19 protein-coding genes and 1 pseudogene are annotated in these 23,130 nt (G+C 73.9%); 7 read left to right on the top strand and 13 right to left on the bottom strand.

Going from position 1 to position 23,130, the window contains the following annotated elements; translation table 11 throughout:
- Positions 1–28 precede the first annotated feature (28 nt).
- Entirely contained in the window at positions 29–400 is a 372-nt protein-coding gene (locus ACZ3YO_RS24610) for an Lrp/AsnC family transcriptional regulator (protein ID WP_465572951.1), read from the top strand.
- Between the two features lie 51 nt (positions 401–451).
- Here the strand turns inward: ACZ3YO_RS24610 and murQ are convergent, their stop codons facing one another.
- Positions 452–1,381, bottom strand: coding sequence for an N-acetylmuramic acid 6-phosphate etherase (gene murQ, locus ACZ3YO_RS24605; protein WP_465572949.1), 930 nt, complete (start codon positions 1,379–1,381; stop codon positions 452–454).
- A 65-nt stretch (positions 1,382–1,446) separates the two neighbouring features.
- On the opposite strand from murQ, the gene ACZ3YO_RS24600 reads away from it, so the two are divergent.
- Positions 1,447–2,091: an endonuclease gene (locus ACZ3YO_RS24600; RefSeq protein WP_465572946.1), complete on the top strand. Its 645-nt coding sequence runs from the start codon at positions 1,447–1,449 to the stop codon at positions 2,089–2,091.
- A gap of 255 nt (positions 2,092–2,346) precedes the next feature.
- On the opposite strand, the gene ACZ3YO_RS24595 is transcribed toward ACZ3YO_RS24600, so the two are convergent.
- Both ACZ3YO_RS24595 and ACZ3YO_RS24590 read right to left on the bottom strand, forming a co-directional pair.
- On the bottom strand, positions 2,347–3,027 hold the full coding sequence (locus ACZ3YO_RS24595) for a DUF6445 family protein (protein WP_331741229.1): 681 nt from the start codon (positions 3,025–3,027) through the stop codon (positions 2,347–2,349).
- Positions 3,028–3,153: 126 nt separating this feature from the next.
- A complete protein-coding gene (locus ACZ3YO_RS24590; protein WP_465572944.1) occupies positions 3,154–3,798 on the bottom strand; it encodes a TetR/AcrR family transcriptional regulator in 645 nt (214 codons plus the stop codon).
- 276 nt (positions 3,799–4,074) lie between these two features.
- Here ACZ3YO_RS24590 and ACZ3YO_RS24585 point away from each other — a divergent pair, with 276 nt between their 5' ends.
- Together ACZ3YO_RS24585 and mca are read left to right on the top strand one after the other, a co-directional pair.
- Positions 4,075–5,436 (top strand): MDR family MFS transporter, encoded by a 1,362-nt coding sequence (locus ACZ3YO_RS24585; protein ID WP_465572941.1) that lies wholly within the window; start codon positions 4,075–4,077, stop codon positions 5,434–5,436.
- Between the two features lie 215 nt (positions 5,437–5,651).
- A complete protein-coding gene (gene mca / locus ACZ3YO_RS24580) occupies positions 5,652–6,533 on the top strand; it encodes a mycothiol conjugate amidase Mca (protein WP_465572938.1) in 882 nt (293 codons plus the stop codon).
- A gap of 68 nt (positions 6,534–6,601) precedes the next feature.
- Here the strand turns inward: mca and ACZ3YO_RS24575 are convergent, their stop codons facing one another.
- The 3 genes from ACZ3YO_RS24575 to ACZ3YO_RS24565 all read right to left on the bottom strand — a co-directional run bounded on the left by ACZ3YO_RS24575 (position 6,602) and on the right by ACZ3YO_RS24565 (position 10,910).
- Positions 6,602–8,233: an extracellular catalytic domain type 1 short-chain-length polyhydroxyalkanoate depolymerase gene (locus ACZ3YO_RS24575; RefSeq protein ID WP_465572936.1), complete on the bottom strand. Its 1,632-nt coding sequence runs from the start codon at positions 8,231–8,233 to the stop codon at positions 6,602–6,604.
- Between the two features lie 354 nt (positions 8,234–8,587).
- The gene (locus ACZ3YO_RS24570; protein WP_465572933.1) at positions 8,588–9,586 is read right to left on the bottom strand and encodes a YdcF family protein; all 999 of its coding nucleotides are present in this window, start codon (positions 9,584–9,586) and stop codon (positions 8,588–8,590) included.
- A gap of 49 nt (positions 9,587–9,635) precedes the next feature.
- Positions 9,636–10,910 (bottom strand): MFS transporter, encoded by a 1,275-nt coding sequence (locus tag ACZ3YO_RS24565; RefSeq protein ID WP_465572930.1) that lies wholly within the window; start codon positions 10,908–10,910, stop codon positions 9,636–9,638.
- A gap of 76 nt (positions 10,911–10,986) precedes the next feature.
- On the opposite strand from ACZ3YO_RS24565, the gene ACZ3YO_RS24560 reads away from it, so the two are divergent.
- Positions 10,987–11,544: a MarR family winged helix-turn-helix transcriptional regulator gene (locus tag ACZ3YO_RS24560; RefSeq protein WP_465572927.1), complete on the top strand. Its 558-nt coding sequence runs from the start codon at positions 10,987–10,989 to the stop codon at positions 11,542–11,544.
- Positions 11,545–11,614: 70 nt separating this feature from the next.
- Here ACZ3YO_RS24560 and ACZ3YO_RS24555 read toward each other — a convergent pair.
- From ACZ3YO_RS24555 to ACZ3YO_RS24540, 4 genes and pseudogenes are all read right to left on the bottom strand, one after another.
- Positions 11,615–12,086 (bottom strand): annotated as a pseudogene (locus tag ACZ3YO_RS24555) (IS5 family transposase); the annotation flags it as partial.
- The gene (locus ACZ3YO_RS24550) at positions 12,077–13,690 is read right to left on the bottom strand and encodes a lipase family alpha/beta hydrolase (RefSeq protein ID WP_465572924.1); all 1,614 of its coding nucleotides are present in this window, start codon (positions 13,688–13,690) and stop codon (positions 12,077–12,079) included. The gene ACZ3YO_RS24550 and the pseudogene ACZ3YO_RS24555, both read right to left, overlap by 10 nt.
- Positions 13,691–13,821: 131 nt before the next feature.
- Positions 13,822–14,808, bottom strand: a complete 987-nt coding sequence (pip, locus tag ACZ3YO_RS24545; protein WP_465572922.1) for a prolyl aminopeptidase — start codon at positions 14,806–14,808, stop codon at positions 13,822–13,824.
- 155 nt (positions 14,809–14,963) lie between these two features.
- Positions 14,964–15,647 (bottom strand): TetR/AcrR family transcriptional regulator, encoded by a 684-nt coding sequence (locus tag ACZ3YO_RS24540; protein ID WP_465572919.1) that lies wholly within the window; start codon positions 15,645–15,647, stop codon positions 14,964–14,966.
- 171 nt (positions 15,648–15,818) lie between these two features.
- On the opposite strand from ACZ3YO_RS24540, the gene ACZ3YO_RS24535 reads away from it, so the two are divergent.
- Entirely contained in the window at positions 15,819–17,432 is a 1,614-nt protein-coding gene (locus tag ACZ3YO_RS24535) for an MFS transporter (RefSeq protein WP_465572917.1), read from the top strand.
- A gap of 158 nt (positions 17,433–17,590) precedes the next feature.
- Here ACZ3YO_RS24535 and ACZ3YO_RS24530 read toward each other — a convergent pair whose 3' ends face one another.
- The 3 genes from ACZ3YO_RS24530 to ACZ3YO_RS24520 all read right to left on the bottom strand — a co-directional run bounded on the left by ACZ3YO_RS24530 (position 17,591) and on the right by ACZ3YO_RS24520 (position 21,126).
- Complete coding sequence (locus tag ACZ3YO_RS24530) at positions 17,591–18,418, bottom strand: lysophospholipid acyltransferase family protein (protein ID WP_465572914.1); 828 nt, start codon at positions 18,416–18,418, stop codon at positions 17,591–17,593.
- A complete protein-coding gene (locus ACZ3YO_RS24525; RefSeq protein ID WP_465572911.1) occupies positions 18,415–19,416 on the bottom strand; it encodes a GNAT family N-acetyltransferase in 1,002 nt (333 codons plus the stop codon). Before ACZ3YO_RS24525 ends, ACZ3YO_RS24530 begins: the two co-directional genes overlap by 4 nt.
- A gap of 330 nt (positions 19,417–19,746) precedes the next feature.
- Entirely contained in the window at positions 19,747–21,126 is a 1,380-nt protein-coding gene (locus tag ACZ3YO_RS24520; RefSeq protein WP_465572909.1) for a serine hydrolase domain-containing protein, read from the bottom strand.
- Positions 21,127–21,446: 320 nt separating this feature from the next.
- Between ACZ3YO_RS24520 and ACZ3YO_RS24515 the strand changes: the two genes are divergently transcribed.
- Complete coding sequence (locus ACZ3YO_RS24515; protein ID WP_465572906.1) at positions 21,447–23,120, top strand: carbohydrate binding domain-containing protein; 1,674 nt, start codon at positions 21,447–21,449, stop codon at positions 23,118–23,120.
- Positions 23,121–23,130: the final 10 nt, after the last annotated feature.

Raw genomic sequence — 23,130 nt, 5'->3', positions numbered from 1 at the left:
GTCGGCTACGCCGAACTCGCAAACCGTCATGGACAGTGCGGACTCCACGGCCAAACGTCGGCTGGACGCACTGCGCCGGGCCGGCGTTCTCACCTTCGCCGTCGACATCGCCCCAGCGACGCTCGGCTTCCCCGTCGAAGCACGGCTGGGGATGTCCGTGAAGCCCTCCGGGCTCGCCGACGTGGCACGAACGACGGCCGACCACCCCGAGGTCTGCTTCGCCGCCATGACCACAGGCCCCAGCAACCTCGTGGCCGCCGTCCGCTGCCACGACGCCGAAGACCTGTGCCGCTACCTCACCGAACGCGTGGCCGCACTCGATGCCATCCGGTCCATCGAGACCGCCCCGGTCATCCGAACTCTCAACGGCGCCGGCGCCGCCGTCCCCATCTGTCGCTGATCGGCACCGACCGGGAGGTCAGTACGCACGCGGTCGGCGCGGTGGCCGGCGTCAGCCCCTCGGCCGGGCCCCTGGCGGCAGGGATTCCAGCGCCTCGCGCAGCCGTCCGCCCGAGGCGGCGAGCAGCCGGCCGGCGGTCGGCGCGTCCACCCCGGCGAGGACGACCAGGACGGCGTCCTTGGCCCGGCCGCCGGTCGCGGCCAGTGCCGCCCGGACGGTGGCCTCGTCGGCGCCGGTGGCCCCGGCGACGATGCGGTGTGCCCGGTCCCGGAGCTTCTCGTTGCCCGCGCGGACGTCGACCATCAGATTTCCGTACGTCTTGCCGAGCCGGACCATGACGGCGGTGGAGATCAGGTTCAGCACCAGCTTCTGTGCCGTGCCCGCCTTGAGCCGGGTCGAGCCCGCCACCACCTCGGGCCCGACCTCGATCTCGATGCCCAGCTCGGCCGCCGCCACCAGGGCGGAGCCCCGGGCACAGGCCAGCCCCACCGTCAGCGCCCCGGCCGTGCGGGCCCGTTGGACGGCCGCCACCGTGTAGGGCGTCCGCCCCGAGGCGGAGATGCCGACCAGGCTGTCGGCCGGCGTCGGCGCCAGCGCCTCCAGGTCGGCGACGGCAAGGTCGGTGCGGTCCTCCGCGCCCTCGACGGCGCCCGCCAGGGCCGGCGGCCCGCCCGCGATCAGGCCGACCACCTGGTCGGGTGAGGTGCCGAAGGTCGGCGGGCACTCGCTCGCGTCCAGCACCCCGAGCCGACCGGCCGTGCCCGCGCCGGCGTAGAGCAGTCGGCCGCCCCGCCCCATCCGGGCGGCGACCGCGTCGACCACGGCCGCCACGTCCGGCAGCCGGCCGCTCACCGCCTCGGCGACGGTGCGGTCCTCGGCGTTCATCAGCCGGAGGAGATCGAGCGTCGCCATCCGGTCGATGGCGGCCCACTCGGGCCGCACCGCCTCGGTCGCCGGCTGCGAGGGTGGTTGCGTTTCCATGGGTGCACCCTCCCCGTGCATGGACGGCGTCAACCCGGGCAGGTGCCGGGGGAGGGAGGCGTGCCATGGACCAGGACCGCACCGTCGCCGCCCTGCTGGAGCGGTACGGCCGCACCTACGCCGAGGAGGCCGGTATCGCGCTGCGCGACACCCCGGCGCCGCTCTACCAACTGCTCGTCCTCACCGTGCTCTGCTCCGTACGGATCGGCGCCGCCACCGCCGTGGCCGCCGCCGGGGAGCTCTTCGCGGCGGGCCTGCGGACGCCGCGCGCGATGACCGGGGCGAGTTGGCGGTCCCGGGTGGAGGCCCTCGGGCGCGCCCACTACGTCCGGTACGACGAGAGCACCGCCACCGCCCTCGGCCGGGGCGCCGACCTCCTGCTCGACCGTTGGCACGGCGATCTCCGGCGCCTGCGGACCGAGGCGGACGGCGTACCCGGGCGGGTCGTGGAACTGCTCCAGGAGTTCCCGCGGATCGGGCCGGTCGGCGCCGGGATCTTCTGCCGCGAGGCCCAGGCCGTCTGGCCGGAGCTGCGGCCCTTCTTCGACGGGCGCGCCCTCGCGGTGGCGGCTGAGCTGGGCCTCCCGGAGTCCCCGGAGGGTCTCGCGGAGCTGGTCCCGCCCGGGGACCTGGACCGCCTCGCCGCCGCGCTGACCAGGGTCGGGCTGGCCCACGGCGCGCCGCGTGAGCTGGTGGCCGCCGCTTCGTGAACGGGCCGTCCGGCCTGCCCGGCGCGTCAGGTCCGTCAGGCCTGCCCGGTCCGCTCGGCTCGTGAGGTCTGCGGGGCCTGCCCGGCTGCGGTCCGCCCGGCCCGGCCGGCTGCGGTCCGCCCGGTCCGGTCCCCCCGGCTGCGGTCCGGTCAGCCGTCACCGTGGGGTCAGGTCACGCGTAACCGCGGGTCCGGTCACGCGTAACCGCGGGTCCGGCCACGCGTAACCGCGGGTCAGGCCATGCGTAACCGCGGGTCAGGCCATCCAGAAGAAGACCGCCGTCATCCGCCGCTCCTCCAGTTCGGTGCCGTAGTACGTGGTGGCGCTGTGGATCAGGTTGGCGTGGTAGAGCAGCAACTGGTTGTAGCGGTTGGGGACGCGGACGTCCTCGGTGAACGCGTCGCCGGGGACGTGGCGGGTGCCGAGCGCCTCCACCAGGTTGTTGTGCGGCGCGTTGACCAGGTTGCCGCCGAGCCGGCCGCCCGGGAACTGCTGGCGGTAGAAGCTGGTCCCGGCGTCCTTGGGGGCACCGGGGCTGAGGTAGAGCACAGCGGCGTAGCGGCAGAGCGCGCGGGAGTCGGTGTGCGGGCGGGAGGTCGACTCCCCGGCGCCGACGACCTGGACGCAGTTGTGGTTGAGCGTCCCGCCGCCGGGCGTGCTCTGCACCCAGAGCCGGGAGGCTCCGGTCGCCTTGCGGACCAGTGCCTCGACCCGGGCCAGCTCGTCGGGCTCCAGCCCGGGCATGGTGCGCAGCCCCGGCCACGCCTCGGGACGGTAGGGGTAGCCCTCGGTCCACTCGCCGCGGGCCAGCACGCGCTCGCGGACGGCGTCGGGATCGGACAGGACGTCGTTGATCACCCAGTAGTCCCGGCCGGGCGTGGGTTTGCGGTAGGGCAGGACCGGCAGGGCGGTCCGCCTGAGGGGCTGTGAGGGCATGCGCCGACCATAGGGTCGGCACTGCCCAACTTTCTGCCGTGGGCAGGTCAACCTTTCGTCAAGGGCCGCGGCGGCGCTGCCGCCTGTCGTCGCTGCTCAGGGCGGTTGTCCCGGGGCAGGTCTCGATCACGGCGCCGGCCGGACCGCGTATCCGCCGAGGGCGCTCTGCAGTTGGTCGAAGGCGCGGCCGGCGGCCGGGCGGATGGCGTCGGCTATCGGCTCGTACTCCTCGCCCGCCAGGACGCGGCGGAACACCTCGGCGAACAGTGTCCGGTGGACCGCGGCGAGCAGGCCGGCCGCGAGCCGGGCGGTGAGGTCGGCGGGCGGGGTGCCGGTGGCCTCGGCGAGGGCGGTGCCGAGGGCGTCCTCGCTCTGCTCGTGGATCTCGCGCAGGCGGGCGACCAGCGCGGGGCTCTCGGCGATGGTGCGGGCGAAGGCGGGGCCGGAGAACCCGAGCGCGGCGTCGTGCCGGTCGATCGCGGCCAGGCACTCCCGGCGCAGCGCGGCCAGTGCGGACTCGCCGGGCGCCCGCCGGGCGACCGTCCGGGCGAGCCCGGCGACGATCTCCTCGTGCAGGTCGAGGACCAGGTCCTCCTTCCGCGGGAAGTGGTTGGTGACGGTCATTTTGGCGACGCCGGCTGCGGCCGCGACCTCGGCGATCGTCGTCCGGTCGAAGCCCCGCTCGATGAACAGCCGGGTCGCGGCGTGCGAGATCGCCTGGCGGGTGCGGCGCTTGTTGAGCTCTCGCAGATTCGGGGTGCCCTCGGTCATGGACGTGAGCCTAGCGCAACCTCGCTGGGTCGAACACAGAAATTGTGCTTGACCCAATCACTGGGTCGGACCTAAGTTGTGTCCCGGCGGCCGGGAAGGTCGTCGCAGGGGAGACTTCGGGGAGGGGCCATGGCCGGATCGGCGGCAGGTGCGCGCACGTCACACACATCGGGCGCGGCACGGGCCGGGCGACACGTGGAGCGTGCCGGGCGAAGCGCAGAGCATGCCCGGCAACGGGGGAGCGGGCACGAGCCGCTGCCACCCGGCCTGATGAGGATGGGGGCCGTCCTCGCGCTGGGGCCGGTGCTGGCGCTGCTCGACACGACGATCGTCAACGTCGGGATCGACTCCGTCGCCCGCGACCTGCACAGCTCGATGACGGCCGTCCAGTGGGTGTCCACCGGCTACCTCCTGGCCATAGCGCTCGTCATGCCGCTCTCCGGCTGGGCCGCCGGGCGTTTCGGCGCCCGCCGGACGTGGCTGGTCTCGGTCGCGCTCTTCGTCGCCGGCTCCGCCCTCTGCGGGCTGGCCTGGTCGACGGGCAGCCTGATCGCCTTCCGGGTGCTGCAGGGGATCGGCGGCGGCATGATCCAGCCCCTCGGGCAGACGATCATGGTGCAGGCGGCCGGCCCGTCCCGGATCGGCCGGGTCATGGGCGTGCTGATGCTCCCGATCAGCCTGGCCCCGGTCTTCGGGCCGGTCCTCGGCGGCCTCGTCCTGGAGCAACTGGACTGGCGGTGGATGTTCCTGCTCAACGTCCCGGTCGGCCTGGCCACCCTGCTGCTCGCCGCCCGCCTGATCCCGGCCGACGTGCGATACCCGGAGCCGCGGCCCCGGCTGGACGCCCTCGGGCTCGCCCTGCTGTCACCGGGCCTGACGGCGCTGGTCTACGGGCTCGCCACGATCGGCGACGCCGGGGGCGGGGCGAGCGGGGCGGCCGTCGGGATCGGGGCCGCACTGCTGCTGGGGTACGGCGTGCACGCGCTCCGCACTCCAGGCGAGGGCCGGCTGCCGCTGATCGACCTGCGGCTGTTCGCCCGGCGCGGCTTCGCGGTGGCCACCGCCAACTCCTTCCTCCAGGGCGCCGCGCTGTACAGCTCGATGTTCCTGGTGCCGCTCTACTACCAGCAGGTCGAGCACCGCGGAGCCGTCGAGGCGGGGCTGCTGCTGGCGCCGCAGGCGGTCGGCACGGCCGTCACCTCAGTGCTGGCCGGCCGGATCGCCGACCGGATGGCCCCGCGCCCGCTGATCCTCGTCGGCATCGCCTGCTCGCTGCTCGGCACGCTCGCCTTCACCCGGCTCGGCGCCGGCTCCGGCCCCGCCGACGGGCTGCTGGCGGCCTCGCTGGCCCTGCGCGGCGCCGGCATGGGCATCATCGTCATCCCCGGGATGGCGGCGGTGTACGGCAGCGTGGAGCGGGCCCAGGTCCCCGCGGCCGCCGGTGCGGTCAACGTGCTGAACCGGGTGGGCGGCGCGCTCGGCACCGCGGTCCTCACGCTCGTCCTCCAGCACGCGCAGGCCGAGCAACCGGCGCACCAAGCCGCCGCCTTCGGCTCCACCTTCTGGTGGGTGCTCGGCCTCTCCGCCCTCGCGATCGCACCCGCCCTGCTCTATCCGGCCGGCCGCAAGCAGCACTGACCGGCTCCGCTGATCAACCGATCGCCGAATCACCCGGCGCCGAATCACCCGGCGCCGAATCACCCGGCGCCGAATCACCCGGCGCCGAATCACCCGGCACCGAAACACCCGGCACCGAAACACCCGGCACCGAAACACCGGCCGTCGAGACACGGCGGGCGGATCCCGACCATCCACCGACCACCGACCACCGAGATCCGAGAGAAGGACCACGCATGTTCACCAAGCACCCAGGACTCCGCCTGCTCACCGTGCACGCCCACCCCGACGACGAGTCGAGCAAGGGCGCCGCCACCCTCGCCCGGTACGCCGCCGACGGTGTGGAGGTCGTGGTCGCGACCTGCACCGGCGGCGAGCGCGGATCCGTCCTCAACCCGGCGCTCGACCGCCCCGAGGTCCGGGCCGACCTCACCCGGATCCGGCGAGAGGAGATGGCGGCCGCCCGCGAGATCCTCGGGGTCGACCAGCGGTTCCTCGGCTTCACCGACTCGGGCATGCCCGGCCCGGAGGAGCCGCTCCCCGAGGGCTGCTTCGCCCTCCAGCCGGTCGAGACCGCCGCGGCACCGCTGGTCGCCCTGATCCGCGAGTTCCGCCCGCACGTCGTCATCACCTACGACGAGACCGGCGGCTACCCGCACCCCGACCATGTGATGACGCACCAGGTCACCGTCGAGGCCTTCGAGGCGGCCCCCGACCCGGACCGGTACCCCGAGGCGGGCGAGCCCTGGCAGCCGGCCAAGCTCTACTACCACCTGGCGCTCTCCCGGGCCTGGTTCCAGACCCTGCACGACGCCATGACGGCGCACGGCGTCGCCTCGGCCATGGGCGAGCTGCTCGCCGACTGGCCTGACACCCCGCCCGCGCTCGCCACCACCACGCGGATCGCGTGCGCCGAGCAGTTCGCCGTCCGGGACGCCGCGCTGCTCGCGCACGCCACCCAGATCGAGCCCGGTGCCGGCTTCATGGCGCACTCGCGCGACATCGAGCGCCAGGTCTGGCCGACGGAGGACTACCACCTCGCGCGCAGCGTGGTGCGCACGGCGCTCCCCGAGGCCGACCTCTTCGCCGGCCTGCGCCCCGGGGAGGCGAGCGGATGAGGCGCCTCAGCTGTGCGGCCTGTGGCGGCCGGCCGGGCCGACCGGCCGCGACGCCTTCTGCCGGTACGTCAGCACTGCCCGTCGGCGAGGACGAACCAGCCCGGGCCGGTCTGCTTGAGGGTGTGGGTGATGAAGGTGTTCCAGAGCCCCATGCCCTGCCCGGAGCCGAGCGCGTAGGCGAGGCCGCCGCTCTGCGTCGCCCGCCCGGCCTTCACCTGGTTGTAGTTGTTGTCCGTGAAGCACTGCGGCGCGCCGCCGCCCGTGGTCGCCGTCACCGCCGCCGAGCGGGCACCCTCGGCGCCCGCCGTGTCGACGGCCGCCACGGTGTAGGCGTACGCCGTCCCGGCGCTCAATCCGGTGTCGGTGTACGACGCGCCGGACGGGCCCGCCACGCGGATACCGTCGCGGTACACCGCGTACCCGGCGGCGCCGGTGACGGCCTGCCAGGCGAGCGAGACGGTGTCCGCACCGGTGGCGGTCGCGGTCAGTCCGGTGGGTGCGGGCAGCGAGGGGTCGGTGGGGCCGCCACCGCCGTCCAGACCCCAGAACTGTGCGGTGTAGTAGCCGGAGCAGATCGTGTTGAGGAAGTAGCTGCCGGTGGCTCCGCACTGGTCGGCGCCGGAGCCCGGGCTGACCGCGAGCCCGTGGCCCATCCCCGCGACCGAGTAGAGCGCCACGGCGGGCCGGCCGCCGGCGTCGTTGTAGAGGGACTGGGTGGTGCCGCCCGGCAGGCTCCGGGTGGCGGACGCGGTCTGGCCGATGCCCCACACGTTCGTCCACTGGTCCCGCAGCTCGGTCGCGTTGACCGGCTTCACGGTGGTGTCGGCGCTGCCCTGCCAGATCGCGACCCTCGGCCACGGCCCGGTGTAACCCGGGTACGCCCGGCGGACCTTGTCGCCCCACTGGGCGGGGGTGAGCCGCTGGTCGTTGTTCTGGCAGCCGGACGCGGCGCTCTGGGCGGTGGCGCAGTGGGCGGGCAGGCCGGAGTCGATCGCACCGCCGGCGAACACGTCGGGGTAGTCGGCCAGCAGGTCGGCCGCCATTCCGCCGCCCGCCGAAAGGCCCGTGACGAACACCCGGCGGCTGTCCGAGCCGTACATCGACTCGGCCTTGGAGACCATCTCGACCACCGACTCGGCCTCGCCGGTGCCCCGGCTGTCCTTGTTCGCGTCGAACCAGCTGAAGCAGGACAGGCTGTTGTTGGCGGAGCCGGTCTGCGGGAACACCACGGCGAAGCCGTAGAGGTCGGCGAACTTGGTCCAGCCGGAGTTGCGGTAGTAGTCGTCGGCGGTCTGCACACAGCCGTGCAGCGCGACCACCAGCGGCGCACCGGCGGGCAGACCCGCGGGCGCGTACGCGTACATGGCGAGGTTGCCCGGGTTGGCACCGAAGCCTGTGACCTGCTGGTACGTCCCGCCCGGTGCGGCATCGGCCACGGTGACCGCGGTAGCCGCATTGGCCGCGGAGACGCCGGTGACGGCGGTGACGCCGGTGACGCCGGTGACCGGAGCGACGGCAGGGCCCGCCGCCGCGGGCACGGTGGTGGCCGCGAGCGCGCCCGCCGCCAGCGCCGCGGCGGCCGTGCAGAGCGCGAACCGCCCGCCGCGCCGTGGCGGAGCGTCGGTGGAGGCCGCGGACGGGGTGGACGGGGTCGACGGGGTGAACGGGGTGGACGTACCAGTGGTGGGCAGCACAGCCATGGAGGACTCCGGGGTGGGGGAGGAGTTCGGGTGGGATGCCGTGCAGCGTGGCGTGTCCGGCCGGCGGGAGGTATGTGACGGTCCCCCGGCCTCGGGCGGCCCGTCATGGCCGGTACCGCCATGGCGTGGTCGTGGCCGCGGGCACCGCTGCGTTTTGGCTGCACGCGCACGGGACCATCGACCACGCGATCCTGACCGCACGTCCGGCTGCCCGGAGCACCGGGCTCGACGCACCCGCGTCGTGACCGTGGCGGGCGCCCACGGCCCGAGACACCGGGCCCCCGGCCGTCGAAGCGGCCGGGGCCCGGAGCGAACGAACGAACCAAGGGAGGTGAGGCGGCAGGGCTGCCGGTGTCAGAGCGCGGCGAGCAGTCCGCAGAGCGCGAGAACGCCGCAGATGCCGAAGTTGATCAGCTTGTGCGCGAGGAACACCGCGGCGAACTCGCGGATGGTCGCGCTGGGCCAGTAGTACGCGGCCGTCGGCGAGCCGAACACCTGCCCGTTGACGCCCGTCTTGCGGGCCATCAGCGCGGCCCGGAAGGCGTGGAAGTTGTTGGTGACGATCACACAGCGGTAGTCGGGCTTGGCCTGTTCCATGATCGCCTTGCTGAACAGCAGGTTCTCCTCGGTGGTGCGGGAGCGGTCCTCGCGCTCGATCCGCTCCGCCGGGAACCCGCGCCCGACGAGGTAGTCGGCCATCGCGTGGGACTCCGGGAGCTTCTCGTCCGGCCCCTGCCCGCCGGAGGTGATCAGTATCGGCGGGTTGCCGCGCGCGGCCTGCTTCTCGAAGACGTCGCGACCACGGTTGAGCCGGCTGGCCAGCAGTGGCGGCACCCGGTCGCCGCCGATCAGGCCGGAGCCGAGAACCACGACGAAGTCCACGTCCCGGCGCGGCCGGTGACGGCCGTACAGGAAGGCGTAGCCGACGAAGCAGACGAACAGGAAGGCGACGTATCCGACCACCAGCACGGCTGTTCCCGCGAGGATGCCGAGCCGGTAGGAGCGGGTGAACAGCGCCGCGGCGAGCAGGACGAGCACCGCGAGGATGCCGAGGCCCGCGAGCAGGGAGAGCAGGTTGGCGGGCCGGAGGCCCTCCTTCCGGATCACGGTCAGGCCGTTGGCTATCAGAAAGCCGATCAGCGCGAGCGTGCCGATCGCCGGCAGCAGGATGATCGCGACCGCCGCCAGTTCGGCCACCAGCGTGGGCGCCTTGCGTAGTTCGGCGAGCAGCGCGAGGGCGAGGAAGGACACGGCGATGCCGAGCAGGACGGCATTGCTGAACTGGCGACGGTCGCGCAGGACCCCGATCCCGCACAGGACGAAGAAGAGGGCTGCTGGGGCATAGGCGATCATGTTTGTATCGTAGGTGCCTCGGTAGGACCGGAAGACCGCTGGAACCGGGTCAGGGGCGGGCCTGGGCGGTCTCGGTGCGCTCGCTCTGTTCGTCCGAACCGGCAGGCCCGCTCGCCTCCTTGGGCCCGTCCGGCGCCGTCCGTCCGATCCTCCGTACGCCCGGCACCGCCGCCGTGCCTGCGCAGGCGACGGCGACCAGGGCGGCCGTGACCAGCAGCGGCCCGGTGCTGCCCCAGGCGTCCGCGGCCAGTGGCGCGAGCGTGTAACCGAGCGGTGCGGCGGCCAACGAGAGCAGCCAGTCGTAGGAGGTGACCCGGGCCAGCACCTGTTCGGGGAACTCCTGCTGCACCACCGTCTGCCAGACCGGGTTGAGGAAGCCGAGCCCGGCCATCGCCACGGCGTACGCGGCGACGGTGAGCGGAGCCGGGGCGGTGGTGGCGAGGGCGAGCAGCGGCAGCGCGTAGAGGGCGAGACCGAGGTTGGCGACCAGGACCGGGCGGCCCGGGCGCACCCGGCCGGCGATCAGCGATCCGGCGAGCACGCCGATCGCCCCGGCCTGGGTCATCGCGATCCAGACGCCGTCCCCGCCCAGCTCGCGGGCGGCGATCAGCGGGCCGAGGGTGAGCAGCACCGTGTTGGCGCCGTTCCACGCGCCGTGGGCGACGAGGCTGGTCCAGTACCAGGTCCGTGAACGGAGTTCGGTCCAGCCTTCGGTCAGGTCGGCGAGGAACGGGCGGCGATCGGCGGGGTTGTGCCGGACGGTGATCCGCGTCAGCAGGGCGGCGCTGACCGCGAAGGAAGCCCCGTCCAGCACGAACGCCCAGCCCGCGCCCGCCGTGTACACGAGCAGGCCCGCCAGCGCGGGCCCGCCGAGGCGGGCGGCGCTGGTGACGGACGCCAGCAGGGCGTTGGCCCGCATCCGCAGTGGTCCCTGGACGGTGGCCGCGACCAGCGGGGAGGCGGTGGGCATGGCGAACGCGGAGGCCGTCCCGCCGATCGCCTCGGCCACGGCGATGTGGAGCAGCCGCGGTTCGGCGCCGATCAGCTCGACACCGACGGACAGTTGCGCGGCGGCTCGCACGAGGTCGGTCAGCAGCGCCACCACCCGGGGATTGAACCGGTCGCCGACCACCCCGCCCAGGGGGAGCAGGAGGAGCCGGGGCACCATCGCACAGCCGAGTACTAGCGCCAGCGCGCCGGAGGAGCCGGTGGCCCGGGTGATGGCGATGGCCAGTGCGGCCGGGACGACGGCGTCGCCGAGGGTGGAGATGGCCCGGCCGGCGAAGAGCAGGCGGAAGTCGCGGAGCCCGAGTGGATGCGTCACGACGGGGACTATATTTCGGCGCCGAAATTTCGGCAACGAAATATTGGCGGTGGCCGCCGACGCCTAGACTCGATCCATGGAGCACCCCGAACGACGGTTCGACGAGCCGCGCGACTGGACCGACGGCCACGTCGAGCGCTGGCAGTCGGTCCTGCCGCACCTCGACCCGGACATCGAGGGCGCCGTCACCCGGATGAACAAGCTCTCCCGCCACCTGCGCCGGGTGCGTGAACAGGGCGTCGCCGACTACGGCCTGCAGAAGCACGAGTTCGACACGCTCCACGAGCTGGCCGGTCGTGGCGGCCGCGCCGTCCCCTCCGAGCTGCGGGCCGATCTCAACCTGGCTCCGGCCTCGGTGACCGGCCGTCTCGAAGCCCTGGAACGCCGGGGGTTCGTCGTCCGCACCCCGTCCACCGAGGACCGCCGCCGCGTCGACGTCGAGCTGACCGAGGCAGGCCGGGCGGCCTGGCAGGAGGCGCTGGACGTGGTCGGACGCGAGGAACACCGACTGCTCGGAGTCCTGGCACCCGAGGAGCGGCGTCTCCTCTCCGACCTGCTGCGCCGGGTGCTGCTGGCCTCGGAGGCGCCCGCGCCGGCCGACGGGAGCGGGCGGGGTGGGCAGCCACACCCCTGACGGCCGGACCTGTCGGCGATGGCCCGCACCGCGCGGTGCAGGCCATCGCCCGCCACGACAAGATCCGCTGGATCTTGGTGGTCACCCCGCCCCGGGATCGGCCGAGCGCCTCGCGACGCGCAACTGCTGCCGGATCATCCGATTCGTCCTCGGGCTGATCCCCTCTTTGCGGCGCCGGCGGCGTGCTGGTGGGCCCTGGGGACGGTGGAGTCGATCGAGACCGTCCACTCCATCATCCCCACCGCGTCGTTGCGGACCTGGACCTCACACAGGAGCGCGGCCCAGGTGCCGTCCTTCCGCTACTGGGCGAAGCGCCGGTAGACGGTCTGCCACGGGCCGTAGCGTTCGGGCAGATCACGCCAGGGGGCACCGGTGCGCAGCCGCCACAGCACCCCCTTCAACACCTGGGGGTGATCACGCCAAGGACGCCCGGCCCCGTCCCGCTGCGGCAGCAATGGCTCTATCCGAGCCCACGCAGCATCCGTTATCTCTCCTCGGCCCACCGCAAGATCAATTATGAGACACGGCCTAGCTAGTTCCATGGGCTCACCGAGAGGCGGACGGCGGCGTGCGGGCCGAGGAGTGGGGCGGCGGTCGTCGGGAGGTCGACGTGGCCCACCCAGGAGTCGGCGGCCGGGTCGTCGTCGGGGAGCGGGGTGTCCTCGGGCTGGAGGTCCTTGATCGCTCCGGCGATCCGGGAGTTCCAGTGGGCCCAGGCGGCCGGGCGCGGCCTCGAGGCGTCCACGTCGACGATCAGGCTGTCGGAGAAGTCGGCGGTCCGTTCGAGGTGGTCGCCGAAGCCGAAGAAGCCGTGGTGCTCGCGCAGGGAGAACACCCGCAGGTCGAGCGCGTAGCGCAGCGGTCCGGTCGCATCGGGTCGCGGCAGGGCGCTGGAGAGGAAGGCGGTCGCCAGCCGGACGGCGCCGTTCCCCGCGCCCCCGCCGCCGTGGCCGTCCCCGTCGCCATCGGCACTGCCACCGTCACCGCCACCGCCGTGACCGTTCTCCGCCGGGTCGGAGAGCTGGATCGGGCACCAGTGCGGTGCGACCCGCTCATGCATCGTCACCGGCAGCCCGCGTACCGAGAGGGCGACCTCGGCCTGCCACGTCACGTCGGGGTCGTCGGTCGGCAGCTCCATCCCGACCAGGTCGGCACGGACCCGGAGGTCGCCGAAGAGGAAGCGGCGCAGGTTCTGGTAGCCCTCCTCGGAGTTGACCAGCCCGTAGCGCCCGCTGTGGCTGCGGTGGACGAAGGCCTGCTGGGCGCCGGTGACCTGGGCGTTGGTGATCTGTACGAGCCCGTCGCTGCGCGGTCCGACCGTCGCCGCCGAGATCCCGTGGGCCACGTCGTAGTCGGTCGGGTCGGTGCCCACCAGGCAGAACACCCGATCCAGGGGGAACGCGCCGGCGGCGTCCTCCGCCGGCCCGGTGCCGTCGTCGTCCGGCATGTCGACGGCCCGCCAGCCGTCCGGCGGCCCGTCCGGGTCGAGCCGGGCCGTCGGCGTCAGGTACCGGTACATCCGGTCCGGGCCGAAGATGTCCGCGCCGTTGACGTTGAGGGTGTCGCGCAGCGCCTCCGGGACGCCGAAGCCGACGTCGAAGGTGATCCCGCCGTGCGGCGTGCCGTAGGTGAAGAGCTTGGCCACGTAGTCGGCGGCCCGGCGGCCCGGGCGCAGGTCCGGGATGGTCTTCTGCAGGAGGCAGCGGCAGATCAGGCCGCCCATCGAGTGGGCGACCAGGTTGACGCGCGGCGCGCCCGTCCTGGCCTGCAGCTTCTCGATCAGGGCCAGCAGGTCGGCGGCGGCGGACTCCAGGTCGAACTGCTGGGGCTTGGCGCCCCAGGTGCCGGAGCAGAGGTCGTAGAAGCGGTGGATCCAGATGCTGTCCGGCGGGATGTCGTCGTGGGTCTCCAGGTACGTCCCCTGACCGCCCTCGACGAAGATGTGGTAGCCCTCGTCGAGGTGCAACCGCAGTAAGGGACTCTCGAACTGGTAGAAGACGGGGGAGTCTTCGCGCCCGACGCGGATGTGCGTCGAGCCTTCGTTGAATCCGTAGAACGGATCCGTGACGGCCTTCTCGATCCCCGAGGTGCCCCCGGCGTAACCCCGGACGTAGATGATCGGGAGCCTGGCGGACGGCGTGCTCATGGCCGGCCTGCCCTCTCCGCGGCCGGTACCGGCCGGCACCGGCCGACCTGTGGAAGTGGAGGTTCTCCCTCCAGTGTCGGGGTCCGCACCCGGGCTGTCACCCCCCGGTGCGGACCGTTGATGACTCGTCACTACTCGTGTCGGGGCTTGTGCTCCGGAGCCGGCCCGGCGAACCGTTCGATGGCCGCGAAGACCGCCTCGCCCATGGCCGGGCTGCCGGTGTGCCCGGAGTCCTGGACGACCGTCAGCTCCGCGTCCGGCCAGGCCTTGGCCAGCGTCCAGGCGCTCTCCAGCGGCGCGCCGAGGTCCAGCGCCCCGTGGATCAGCGCACCCGGGATGCCCGCCAGCCGCCCGGCGTCGCGCAGGAGTTGGCCGTCCTCCAGGAAGGCGTGGTGGGAGAAGTAGTGCGCGGTGATCCGGGTGAAGGCCATCAGTGCGTCGTCCGGCCGGTCGGTGTAGGCGTTCGGCGCTCCGAGAACCTCGTGCGCGATCACCGCGTCCTCCCAGGTGGCCCAGTCGCGTGCGGCCTTGCGCCGGACGGCCTCGTCCGGGCTGTTCAGCAGCCGGCTGTACGCCGCCACCAGGTCGCCGTCCCGGTCGGCGGGCGGCAGCGCGTCCCGGAAAGCCTCCCAGGGGCCGGGGATCAGCCGGGCGGCACCGCGGTACAGCCAGTCGGTCTCCTCGGGGCGGGTCATGGTGACCCCGCAGATCACGATCTCGGAAACCCGCTCAGGGTGGGCCTGCGCGTAGGCGAGGATCAGGGTGGACCCCCACGACCCGCCGTAGAGCAGCCACTGCTCGATGCCGAGGTGTTCGCGCAGCCGCTCCATGTCGGCGATCAGGTGGGCCGTGGTGTTGTGCTCCAGGCTGGTGGTCGGGTCGGCGGCGTGCGGCCGGCTCTGCCCGCAACCGCGCTGGGAGAAGTGGACCAGGTGGTAGCGCTCCGGGTCGAAGTACTTCCGGTTGCCCGTGCGCAGCCCCGACCCGGGGCCGCCGTGCACCGTCAGCGCGGGCTTGCCCTGCGGGTTGCCGGAGGCCTCCCAGTGGATCTGTTGGCCGTCGCCGACGTCCAGCCACCCCTGCGCGTACGGCTCGCTGTGCGGATAGAACTCGGGCATGCGGAGCACCTCCTGGGCGGACGGACGGGGAGTGGTGAGGTTACCCGCCCGCCGCGGTGGCCGTCGACGCCGTTGATCCCGGTGGTGAGGCGGCGGGGCGAGCAGGCCCCCGCCGGGACCGCGGCGTCCGACGGATCGTCAAGTGCGCTGCAGTGTCAGCGTTTCTCCGGCGGAAGCAGTGCGGCGAGCCCGTCGACGATGCGTTCCAGTCCGAAGTCGAACCGGGTGTCCATCACCGGCTCGGTGAGGTCGCCGGCCAGGGCGACGAGGTTGGGGAACTCCTCGGGCGGCAGTGCGCGGAAGCGGTCGCCGGCGGCTGCGACGATCTCGCCGCGGCTCGCGCCCCTGGTCTCGTCGGCGGAGATCGGCGACTGCTCCTGGAGGACGAAGCCCTGGACGTAGGCGCCCAGCAGATAGGTGGTCATGGCGGCGTCGGCGTCGGAGAACCCGGCCTCGCGCAGCCGGTCCAGCTGCTCCTCCATGAGCCTCAGCAGGTGCGGGCCGGGGGCGAGCCGCCCGGCGACCACCTTGGCGGCGTCGCGCTTGTCCAGCAGTAGGCGGCGGTAGCGGCGGCCGTACTCCAGGAACTGGGTGCGCCAGTCGCCCTCGCGAGGCGGTGCGACGGCGTCGGCCATGATCGCGTCGTTGAGGAGGTCGAGCAGCTCGTCCTTGTTGCGGACGTGCCAGTACAGCGAGGCCGCCTTCACGCCGACCTCGGCCGCGACCTTGCGCATGGACAGGCCCGCCAGGCCGTCCCGCTCCAGCACCCGCAGGGCCGCCGCGGCGAGGGCGTCCCTGGTCAGTGCGGGCTGGGTGCCGCTGTCGTCGTCCGCCGGCATGGGCCTCCGCTCGCCTCCCGTGGATTCGCGGGCTCGGCCTGTCCGGCCCCGCGTCTCGCCGGACTCCCGCGCCGCGGAAATCCCGCTTGCAATCTAACACTGTTAGGGGCACTCTGTCCGTGCCGGTCGGCCCCTAACGGTGTTAGGGGCCTGGAGGATGGAGGAGTACCCATGGGGGAGTCGAGCGCCCTGCGCAAGCGGCTCGCACTGGCGACACTGTGCGTCACCATGTTCATGTCCATGCTGGACAACGTCATCGTCAACATCGCGCTGCCCCGGATCGGGCGCGACCTGGACGCCGGGATCAGCGGCCTTCAGTGGGTGGTCGAGGGGTACAGCCTGGTCTACGCCGCGCTGCTGCTCACCGGCGGCGCGCTCGGCGACCGCTACGGCCGTACCCGGGTGTTCCGGCTCGGGCTCGCGCTGTTCACGGCCGGGTCGGCGGTCGCCGCGCTCGCCGGGACGACGGACGTGCTGGTCGCGGCCCGGATGCTCCAGGGCGTCGGCGCGGCCCTGCTCACCCCGGGCAGCCTGGCGATCCTGCGGCATGTGTTCACCGACGAGCGCGAGCGGGCCCGGGCTGTCGGCCTCTGGTCGGCCGTCTCCGCACTCGGCCTCTCGGTCGGGCCGGTGATCGGCGGGCCGATGGTCGACCACCTGGGCTGGGCCAGCGTCTTCTGGATCAACGTGCCGATCGGGGTGGTGGGGCTGGTCCTGGCGAGCCGGGTGCTGCCGGCCATCGCCCGGCGGGATCGGCGCATCGACCTCGGGGGCCTGGCGCTCTCCGCGACCGGCCTCGGCGCTCTCGTCTACGCGCTGATCGCGGGCCCGTCCCGGGGCTGGACGGACAGCCGGGTGCTCGGCTGTGCGGTGGCGGCCGCCCTGCTGCTGGCTGCCTTCCTCCTGCTCGAACGCCGCCTGGCCGAACCCATGCTGGACCTCGGGCCGTTCCGCGACGGCGTCCTCGGCGGGGCCCTGCTCAGTGGGTTCATGGTGAGCTTCGGGATGTTCGGGGCGATGTTCTTCCTGCCGCTGCTGATGCAGGGCGTGCTGAGGTGGGCCCCGACCGACGCCGGGTACGCGGGCCTGCCGATGGCGGCGGTGATCGTCGCCGGCGCCCCGGTCGCGGGGCGGCTGACCGGCCGTCACGGCCCGGGGCTGCCGCTCGTCCTGGGCCTGCTGCTCTGCGCCGTGGGACTCGGCGGGCTCTCCCTCTACGGCGAGCACGCGCGTTACCCGGAGTACGTGTGGACGCTCTTCGCCATGGGCCTGGGGATGGGGCTGACGTTCACGCCCGTCTCCATCGCCGTCCTCCAGCGGGTCGACCCGGCCCGGACGGGGATGGCCTCGGCGACCGTCAACACCCTGCGCGAGCTCGGCGGTGTGATCGGCGTCGCCGCCCTCGGCGCAGTCCTGACCCACCGCATGACCGGTAGCCTCACCGGCTCGCTGGAGCGGCTGGGCGTGGCGCCGGACACGGTCGGGCGGGCCGCCGACGCCCTGGCCGGTGCGGGCGGCGGGCGCGGCGGCTCCGGGGCGGCGCTGCCGGGGCCGGTCCAGGCAGCGGTGGACGGCGCGTTCGTCGACGGCGTGCACCTCGCCGTGCGCTGCGGCTCGGCCGGGCTGGCGGCCACCGCCGTCCTGGTCGCCGTCCTGCTCCGGCGGGGCTCCCGGTCCGGGCCGCCGACCGGGGCCGGCGGCCTGGACCGGCAGTCACCGGCCGGTGCCGCCTCCGCCCGCACTGCTGGGCCGGCGCCGACTCGCCCGGCGAGTGCCCGCCCCTGAGTGCCTGCAAGTGCGCGCCCGCCGGTGAGTGCCCGCCCCTGAGCGCCTGCAAGTGCGCGCCCGCCGGCGAGTGCCCGCCCCTGAGCGCCTGCAAGTGCGCGCCCGCCGGCGACCGCAGACCAGGGACCGTCTGCCGGTGACCGTCCACCGGCAGACGGTCACCGCCCGGCCGTCTCCACCGCGGCCTGGGCGGCCAGGGCCAGGTCACGCCGGGCCCGCCACCGCTCCGGCCCGTGCGGCCCGATCGGGGCCAACGGCGCCGGGATCGGTGGCAGAAACGTCACCTCCGCCACCAGCCCCCGCACCGCGACCACCCGGGCGAGCGAGGTGACCAGGTCGTCATCGCCGACGAAGGCGGGCGCGCTGGTCGGCCGCCCGTCCGCCAGCCGGTAGCGGATCGTCACCGGCTGGACGGGAGCGCCGGACCGCACCGCGGCCTCGAAGAAGGCCGGGCGGAACCGGCCGCTCTCCCGCCCGCACCAGGTCGACCCCTCCGGGAAGACGACCACCGGCCGGCCTGCCCGGAGTACCCCGGCGACGGCATCGACCGCGGCCGGCAGGGCACGCAGCCGGTCCCGTTCCACGAGGACGGTGCCGCCCGAGGAGAGCAGCCGTCCGAGGACGGGCCACTTCGCCACCTCGGCCTTGGCGACGGAACGGCCGGGGCGCCCGGCCGCGATCAGCGGGATGTCCAGCCAGGACACGTGGTTGGCCACCACCAGGACGCCGCCGTCGGCGGCCGGGGGCGGCGCGAGCCGGACGGTCACCCCGAGCGCGCCGAGCAGGGTGCGCGCCCAGAGCCGGACCAGCCGGTCGCGCACCCCCGCGGGGAGGGCGCGCACCGGCGGGATGAGCGCGATGCCCGCCACCAGCACGGGCAGGAAAGCGGCCAGCCGCATCACCCGCCGGGGGAGCGCCACCACCGGGGCCGGTTCGGTCAGGCAGCTCGCCGGCGTGCAGGGGGCCGTGGGCAGCCAGACGCTCATTCGGTCGTGGCGGTGGCAGCGGCAGGGGCACCGACGGCGGTTGCGACGGGAGCGGCGGTTGCGGCGCCGGACGGGTCCGGGGAAGCGGTTGCGCCCGGGGAGGCTGCGGCGCCGGAAGGGGCCGGGCTGGTCGGTCCGGCCAGCCCGGCGAGGAAGTGCCGCAGGTAGCGCGGGTCGGTGCGCTCCAGCGACAGCAGCACGTACAGGTCGGCGGTGGCGAAGTCGGGGTCGTGCGCGGGTGCGCCGCAGACCCAGGCTCCCAGCCGCAGATAGCCGCGGAGCAGCGGCGGCAGAGCGGCCCGCTCGGCGCGCGGCAGGCCGGTCGCGTCCCACGGCCGGTGCGGGGCGACCCGGTACTGCTCGGGTGCCAGGTACTTGGCGCTGACGGTGTCCCAGACCCGGGCCGCGGTGGCGCCGCCGTCGTCCAGCGGGATCGAGCAGCAGCCGCCGACCCAGGTGTTGCCGGTCTCGGCGAGGTAGCGGGCGATGCCGCCCCACATCAGGTTGATCACGGCGCCGTTGCCCCGGTGACGCGGGTCGATGCAGGAACGGCCCAGCTCCACCAGTCCGTCGCGGAGCGGGGCGAGGGCGGAGAGGTCGAACTCGCCGTCGGAGTAGAGCCGCCCGGCCCGTCGCGCGGCCTCGGGACGCAGCAGCCGGTAGGTGCCGACCACCGGGCCGTCCTCGCCCTCGCGCACCAGCAGGTGGTCGCAGTACTCGTCGAACGGGTCGACGTCCAGGCCGGGCACCGGGCTGTGCAGCACGGCGCCGAGTTCGGCGGCGAACACCTGGTGGCGCAGCCGCTGGGCGGCGCGCACGTCGTCCTCGTCGCGGGCCAGCGAGACGGTGTAGGCGGGTGCCTCGACGGGGGCGGGCCGGGCGGTGGTCGGCCGGGCGCCGGTCGGACGGGTCTGACGCGGGGTGGGCACCACGCCGGGGTGGCCGATGAGGTGGCCGGGGGCGACTGCGGGCGGAGCGTATGTGGGGACGGTGGTCATGGCAGACCCTCCAGGGCAGCACGGACGACGGCGGCCACGGATCGCCGTGGCACCTGCCCGGCCCGCGCGGTCGTCGCCTGCGGGCCGGTATCCGTATGTTTTTCCGAGCCGGCTGGCGTCCACGTTGCGGTTCGGCGGAGCGCAGATGTGCACCTGCTGAATGGGGGCACCCGGCGCCTTTCGGCCACCTGCCGGGCGCTCGGACGTCGCCGCATGCTCCGCTCCACGGGGTGGAAACCGCGGGCCGGGGCCCGCCCCGGCCCCGGCCCCGGCGTGCCGGGCAGCGGTGTCCGCCCGGGCCCCGGCCCCGGTGTGCCGGGCAGCGGTGTCTCAGAAGGCCTGCCACCCCTGCGGGTCGACCCCGCCCGGCACGGCGCCGGCCGGGCCGTAGGGCTCGCGGGTGAGGACGAAGGAGCCGACGTCCAGGTGGCTGACCGAACCGTCGGCGGCCCGCACCACCCGCAGCGTCTCGCCCGCGTAGTAGTTGTCCAGGCCCGTCCAGGTGCCGTCGGCCTCGGCGCGGAACCGGGAGCTGCGCGAGCTGCCGGCGAGGGAGGCCAGCTCCAGCAGACGGTCGGCCCTGAGCCGTACGGAGTGCGGGGCGGCGCCCCAGTACCAGGGGCCGGTGAGCGCGAGCAGGTCCTCGTCGACGGAGGGCAGCGGGCGCCAGGGCTCGGGCAGCCGGGGCTCGTGCTCGGCGGTGAGCGCGATGAGGTCCGCCGCGACCAGCGGGGTGTTGGCGCCGCTGGTGGCGTTGGAGAGCGCGACGGCCGCCAGGCCGTCCGCCTCGCTGACCCAGAGGCCGGCGGTGAAGCCCGGCATCGAGCCGGTGTGCCCGAAGAGCACCCGGCCGTCGTGGCGCATCAGCTGGAGGCCCAGTCCGTAGCCGCCGGACCAGTCGGCACTGTCCGGGCCGGTGGCGGGCCGGCGCATCTCGGCGAGGGTGTCGGCGGACAGCACCTTGTCGTCGCCGCCGGCCAGGAAGGCGGCCCAGCGGGTGAGGTCGGCGACGGTCGACCAGAGCTGCCCGGCCGGAGCCATCAGGCCGGTGTCGGTGAGCGGCTCCGGCAGCATGACGTCCGCCCAGGGGTGGACGGCGAAGCCGCCGGCGTGGGGGTGCTGGGGGAGCAGGGTGGTGCGGTCCATGCCGAGCGGTTCGAGGATCTCGCGGCGCAGTACCTCGCCCCAGGGCTCGCCGCGCAGCCGCTCGACCAGCGCGCCGAGCAGGGCGTAGCCGGGGTTGGAGTAGTGGAAGCGCTGCCCGGCCGGGTGCTTCTGCGGGCGCTCGTTCTCCAGGACGTCGCCGAGGGCGGGGCGCAGCGCGCCGTCGGTCCGCTCCCACCAGGGCCCGGGCGTCTCGGAGGCGAGGCCGGCCGAGTGCGCCAGCAGCCGGCCGACGGTGGCACCGTCGGCCGGGCTCCCGGGCAGATGGCGCCCGACCGGGTCGGCGAGGTCGAGCAGGCCCTCGTCGCGCAGTCGGAGCACCAGGACGGCGACGAACGTCTTGGTGAGCGAGCCGATCCGGTACTGCACGTCGGTGGTGGGGGCGTGGTCGTCGATCATGCTGCGGGTACCGCTCCAGACCGGCCGGCCGTCCCGGACCACCGCGGCGACCAGCGAGGGCGTACGCCCCTCGGTCTGGGCCACCGCGATCCGGTGCAGCAGGGCGCGGCGGGTGGTGGGGAGCAACTCGTCGTACTGGTCGGTCATCTGATCCTCTGCATCATCGGGTGGAAACGGCTGAACGGGTCGGGCGCGAGGGTGGCGCCGGCCGCCACCCGGGTGTCGGTGGTGGCGCGGACGGCGGGCTCCCTCAACCTAGTCCGGCGGCCCGCTCGGCTCCACCCCGTTTTCCCCGGTCGTCCCGCAATGTCGCGGGGTGGTGCCCGAAAGCTCTCCCGGGCGAGGAGCGGCCGACCCCGTCCGTTCACCGTCCGCCCGCCGGACGGTACTTGACACCGTGAATTGGTCCAGTCCATTTTGGGCTTCTCCCCGCACCTCCGCCCCCACACCCCCACTGGAGGTCACCGGTGCACAAGCGCACCAGAATTCCCGCCGCCGGAGCGGCCGTCCTGCTCGCGGCGGCCGCCGCGTTCACCGCGCCGACCGTCGCCCATGCGGCGAACCAGCTCGCCAACCCCGGCTTCGAGACCGGCACCCTGTCCGGCTGGTCCTGCTCCGGCGGGCTCGGCTCCGTCGTCGCCGCCCCCGTGCACGGCGGGACCAAGGCCCTGGCCGGCGCGGCCGGTGCGAGCGACAACGCCAAGTGCACCCAGACCGTCGCCGTCCAGCCCAACACCGCCTACACACTCTCCGGCTGGGTTCGCGGCAGCTACGTCTACCTCGGCGTCACCGGCGGCGGCTCCACCTGGACCTCCGCCGCCGACTACACGAAGCTGAGCGTCTCCTTCACCACCGGCGCCACCCAGACCAGCGCCGAGGTCTACCTCAACGGCTGGTACGGGCAGGGCACCTACTACGCCGACGACCTCAGCCTGGACGGGCCCGGGGGCGGCGGCACCCCCACCGACACCCAGGCTCCCACCACCCCCGGCAACCTGCGCTCCACCGGCAAGTCGGCCACCACGGTCGGCCTCGCCTGGGACGCCGCCACCGACAACGTCGGCGTCACCGGCTACGACGTCTACCAGGGCGCCACGAAGGTCACCACCGCCACCGGGACGACCGCCACCGTCAGCGGCCTCACCGCGGCCACCGCCTACACCTTCACCGTCAAGGCCCGCGACGCGGCGGGCAACACCTCGGCCGCCTCCGGCGCACTCGCCGTCACCACCGACACCGGCGGCGGTACTCCCACCGGCTTCAAGCAGGCCGCGCCCTACCTCTACAACGGCTGGGGCAACCCGCCCGCCGCCACCACCGTCATGAACGCCACCGGCGTCAAGTGGTTCACCCTGGCCTTCGTCCTCGCCCAGAACGGCTGCAACCCCACCTGGGACGGCGAGCGCCCGCTGCTGAACGGCGTGGACCAGGCCACCGTCAACGCAGTCCGCGCGGCCGGCGGCGACATCGTCCCGTCCATCGGCGGCTGGAGCGGCAACAAGCTCGGCCCCAACTGCGCGACCACCGCCGACCTCGCCGCCGCCTACCAGAAGGTCATCGACGCCTACGGCCTGAAGGCGATCGACGTCGACATCGAGAACACCGACGAGTTCGAGAACACCGCCGTCCAGGACCGCATCCTCGGCGCGCTCAAGATCGTCAAGCAGAACAACCCCGGTCTGCGCACCATCCTGACCTTCGGCACCGACACCAGTGGCCCGACCTCCTACGGCAACCGGCTGATCGAGCAGGCCAGGGCGCTCGGCGCGGACGTCGACGTCTTCACCGTCATGCCGTTCGACTTCGGCAACGCCTCCACCGACATGTACGCCGCCACCGTCAGCGCCGCCGAGGGCCTGAAGACGAAGCTGAAGTCCACCTTCGGGTGGGACGACGCCACCGCCTACGCACACGTCGGAATCTCCGGCATGAACGGCCTCAGCGACACCGGAGAGACCACCACCGTCCAGAACTGGACCGCGATCCGCGACTGGGCCGACAGCCACCACATCGCCCGCCTCGCCTTCTGGTCGGTCAACCGCGACCGCGGCTGCCCGGGCGGCGGCCAGCAGGAGACCTGCTCCGGCATCGCCCAGAACGACTGGCAGTTCACCTCCGTCACCGCCGGCTTCACCGGCTGACACCCCGTCC

It is taken from the genome of Kitasatospora sp. NPDC022785 (assembly GCF_055561295.1).
This window is presented reverse-complemented; position numbering and strand designations above follow the sequence as displayed.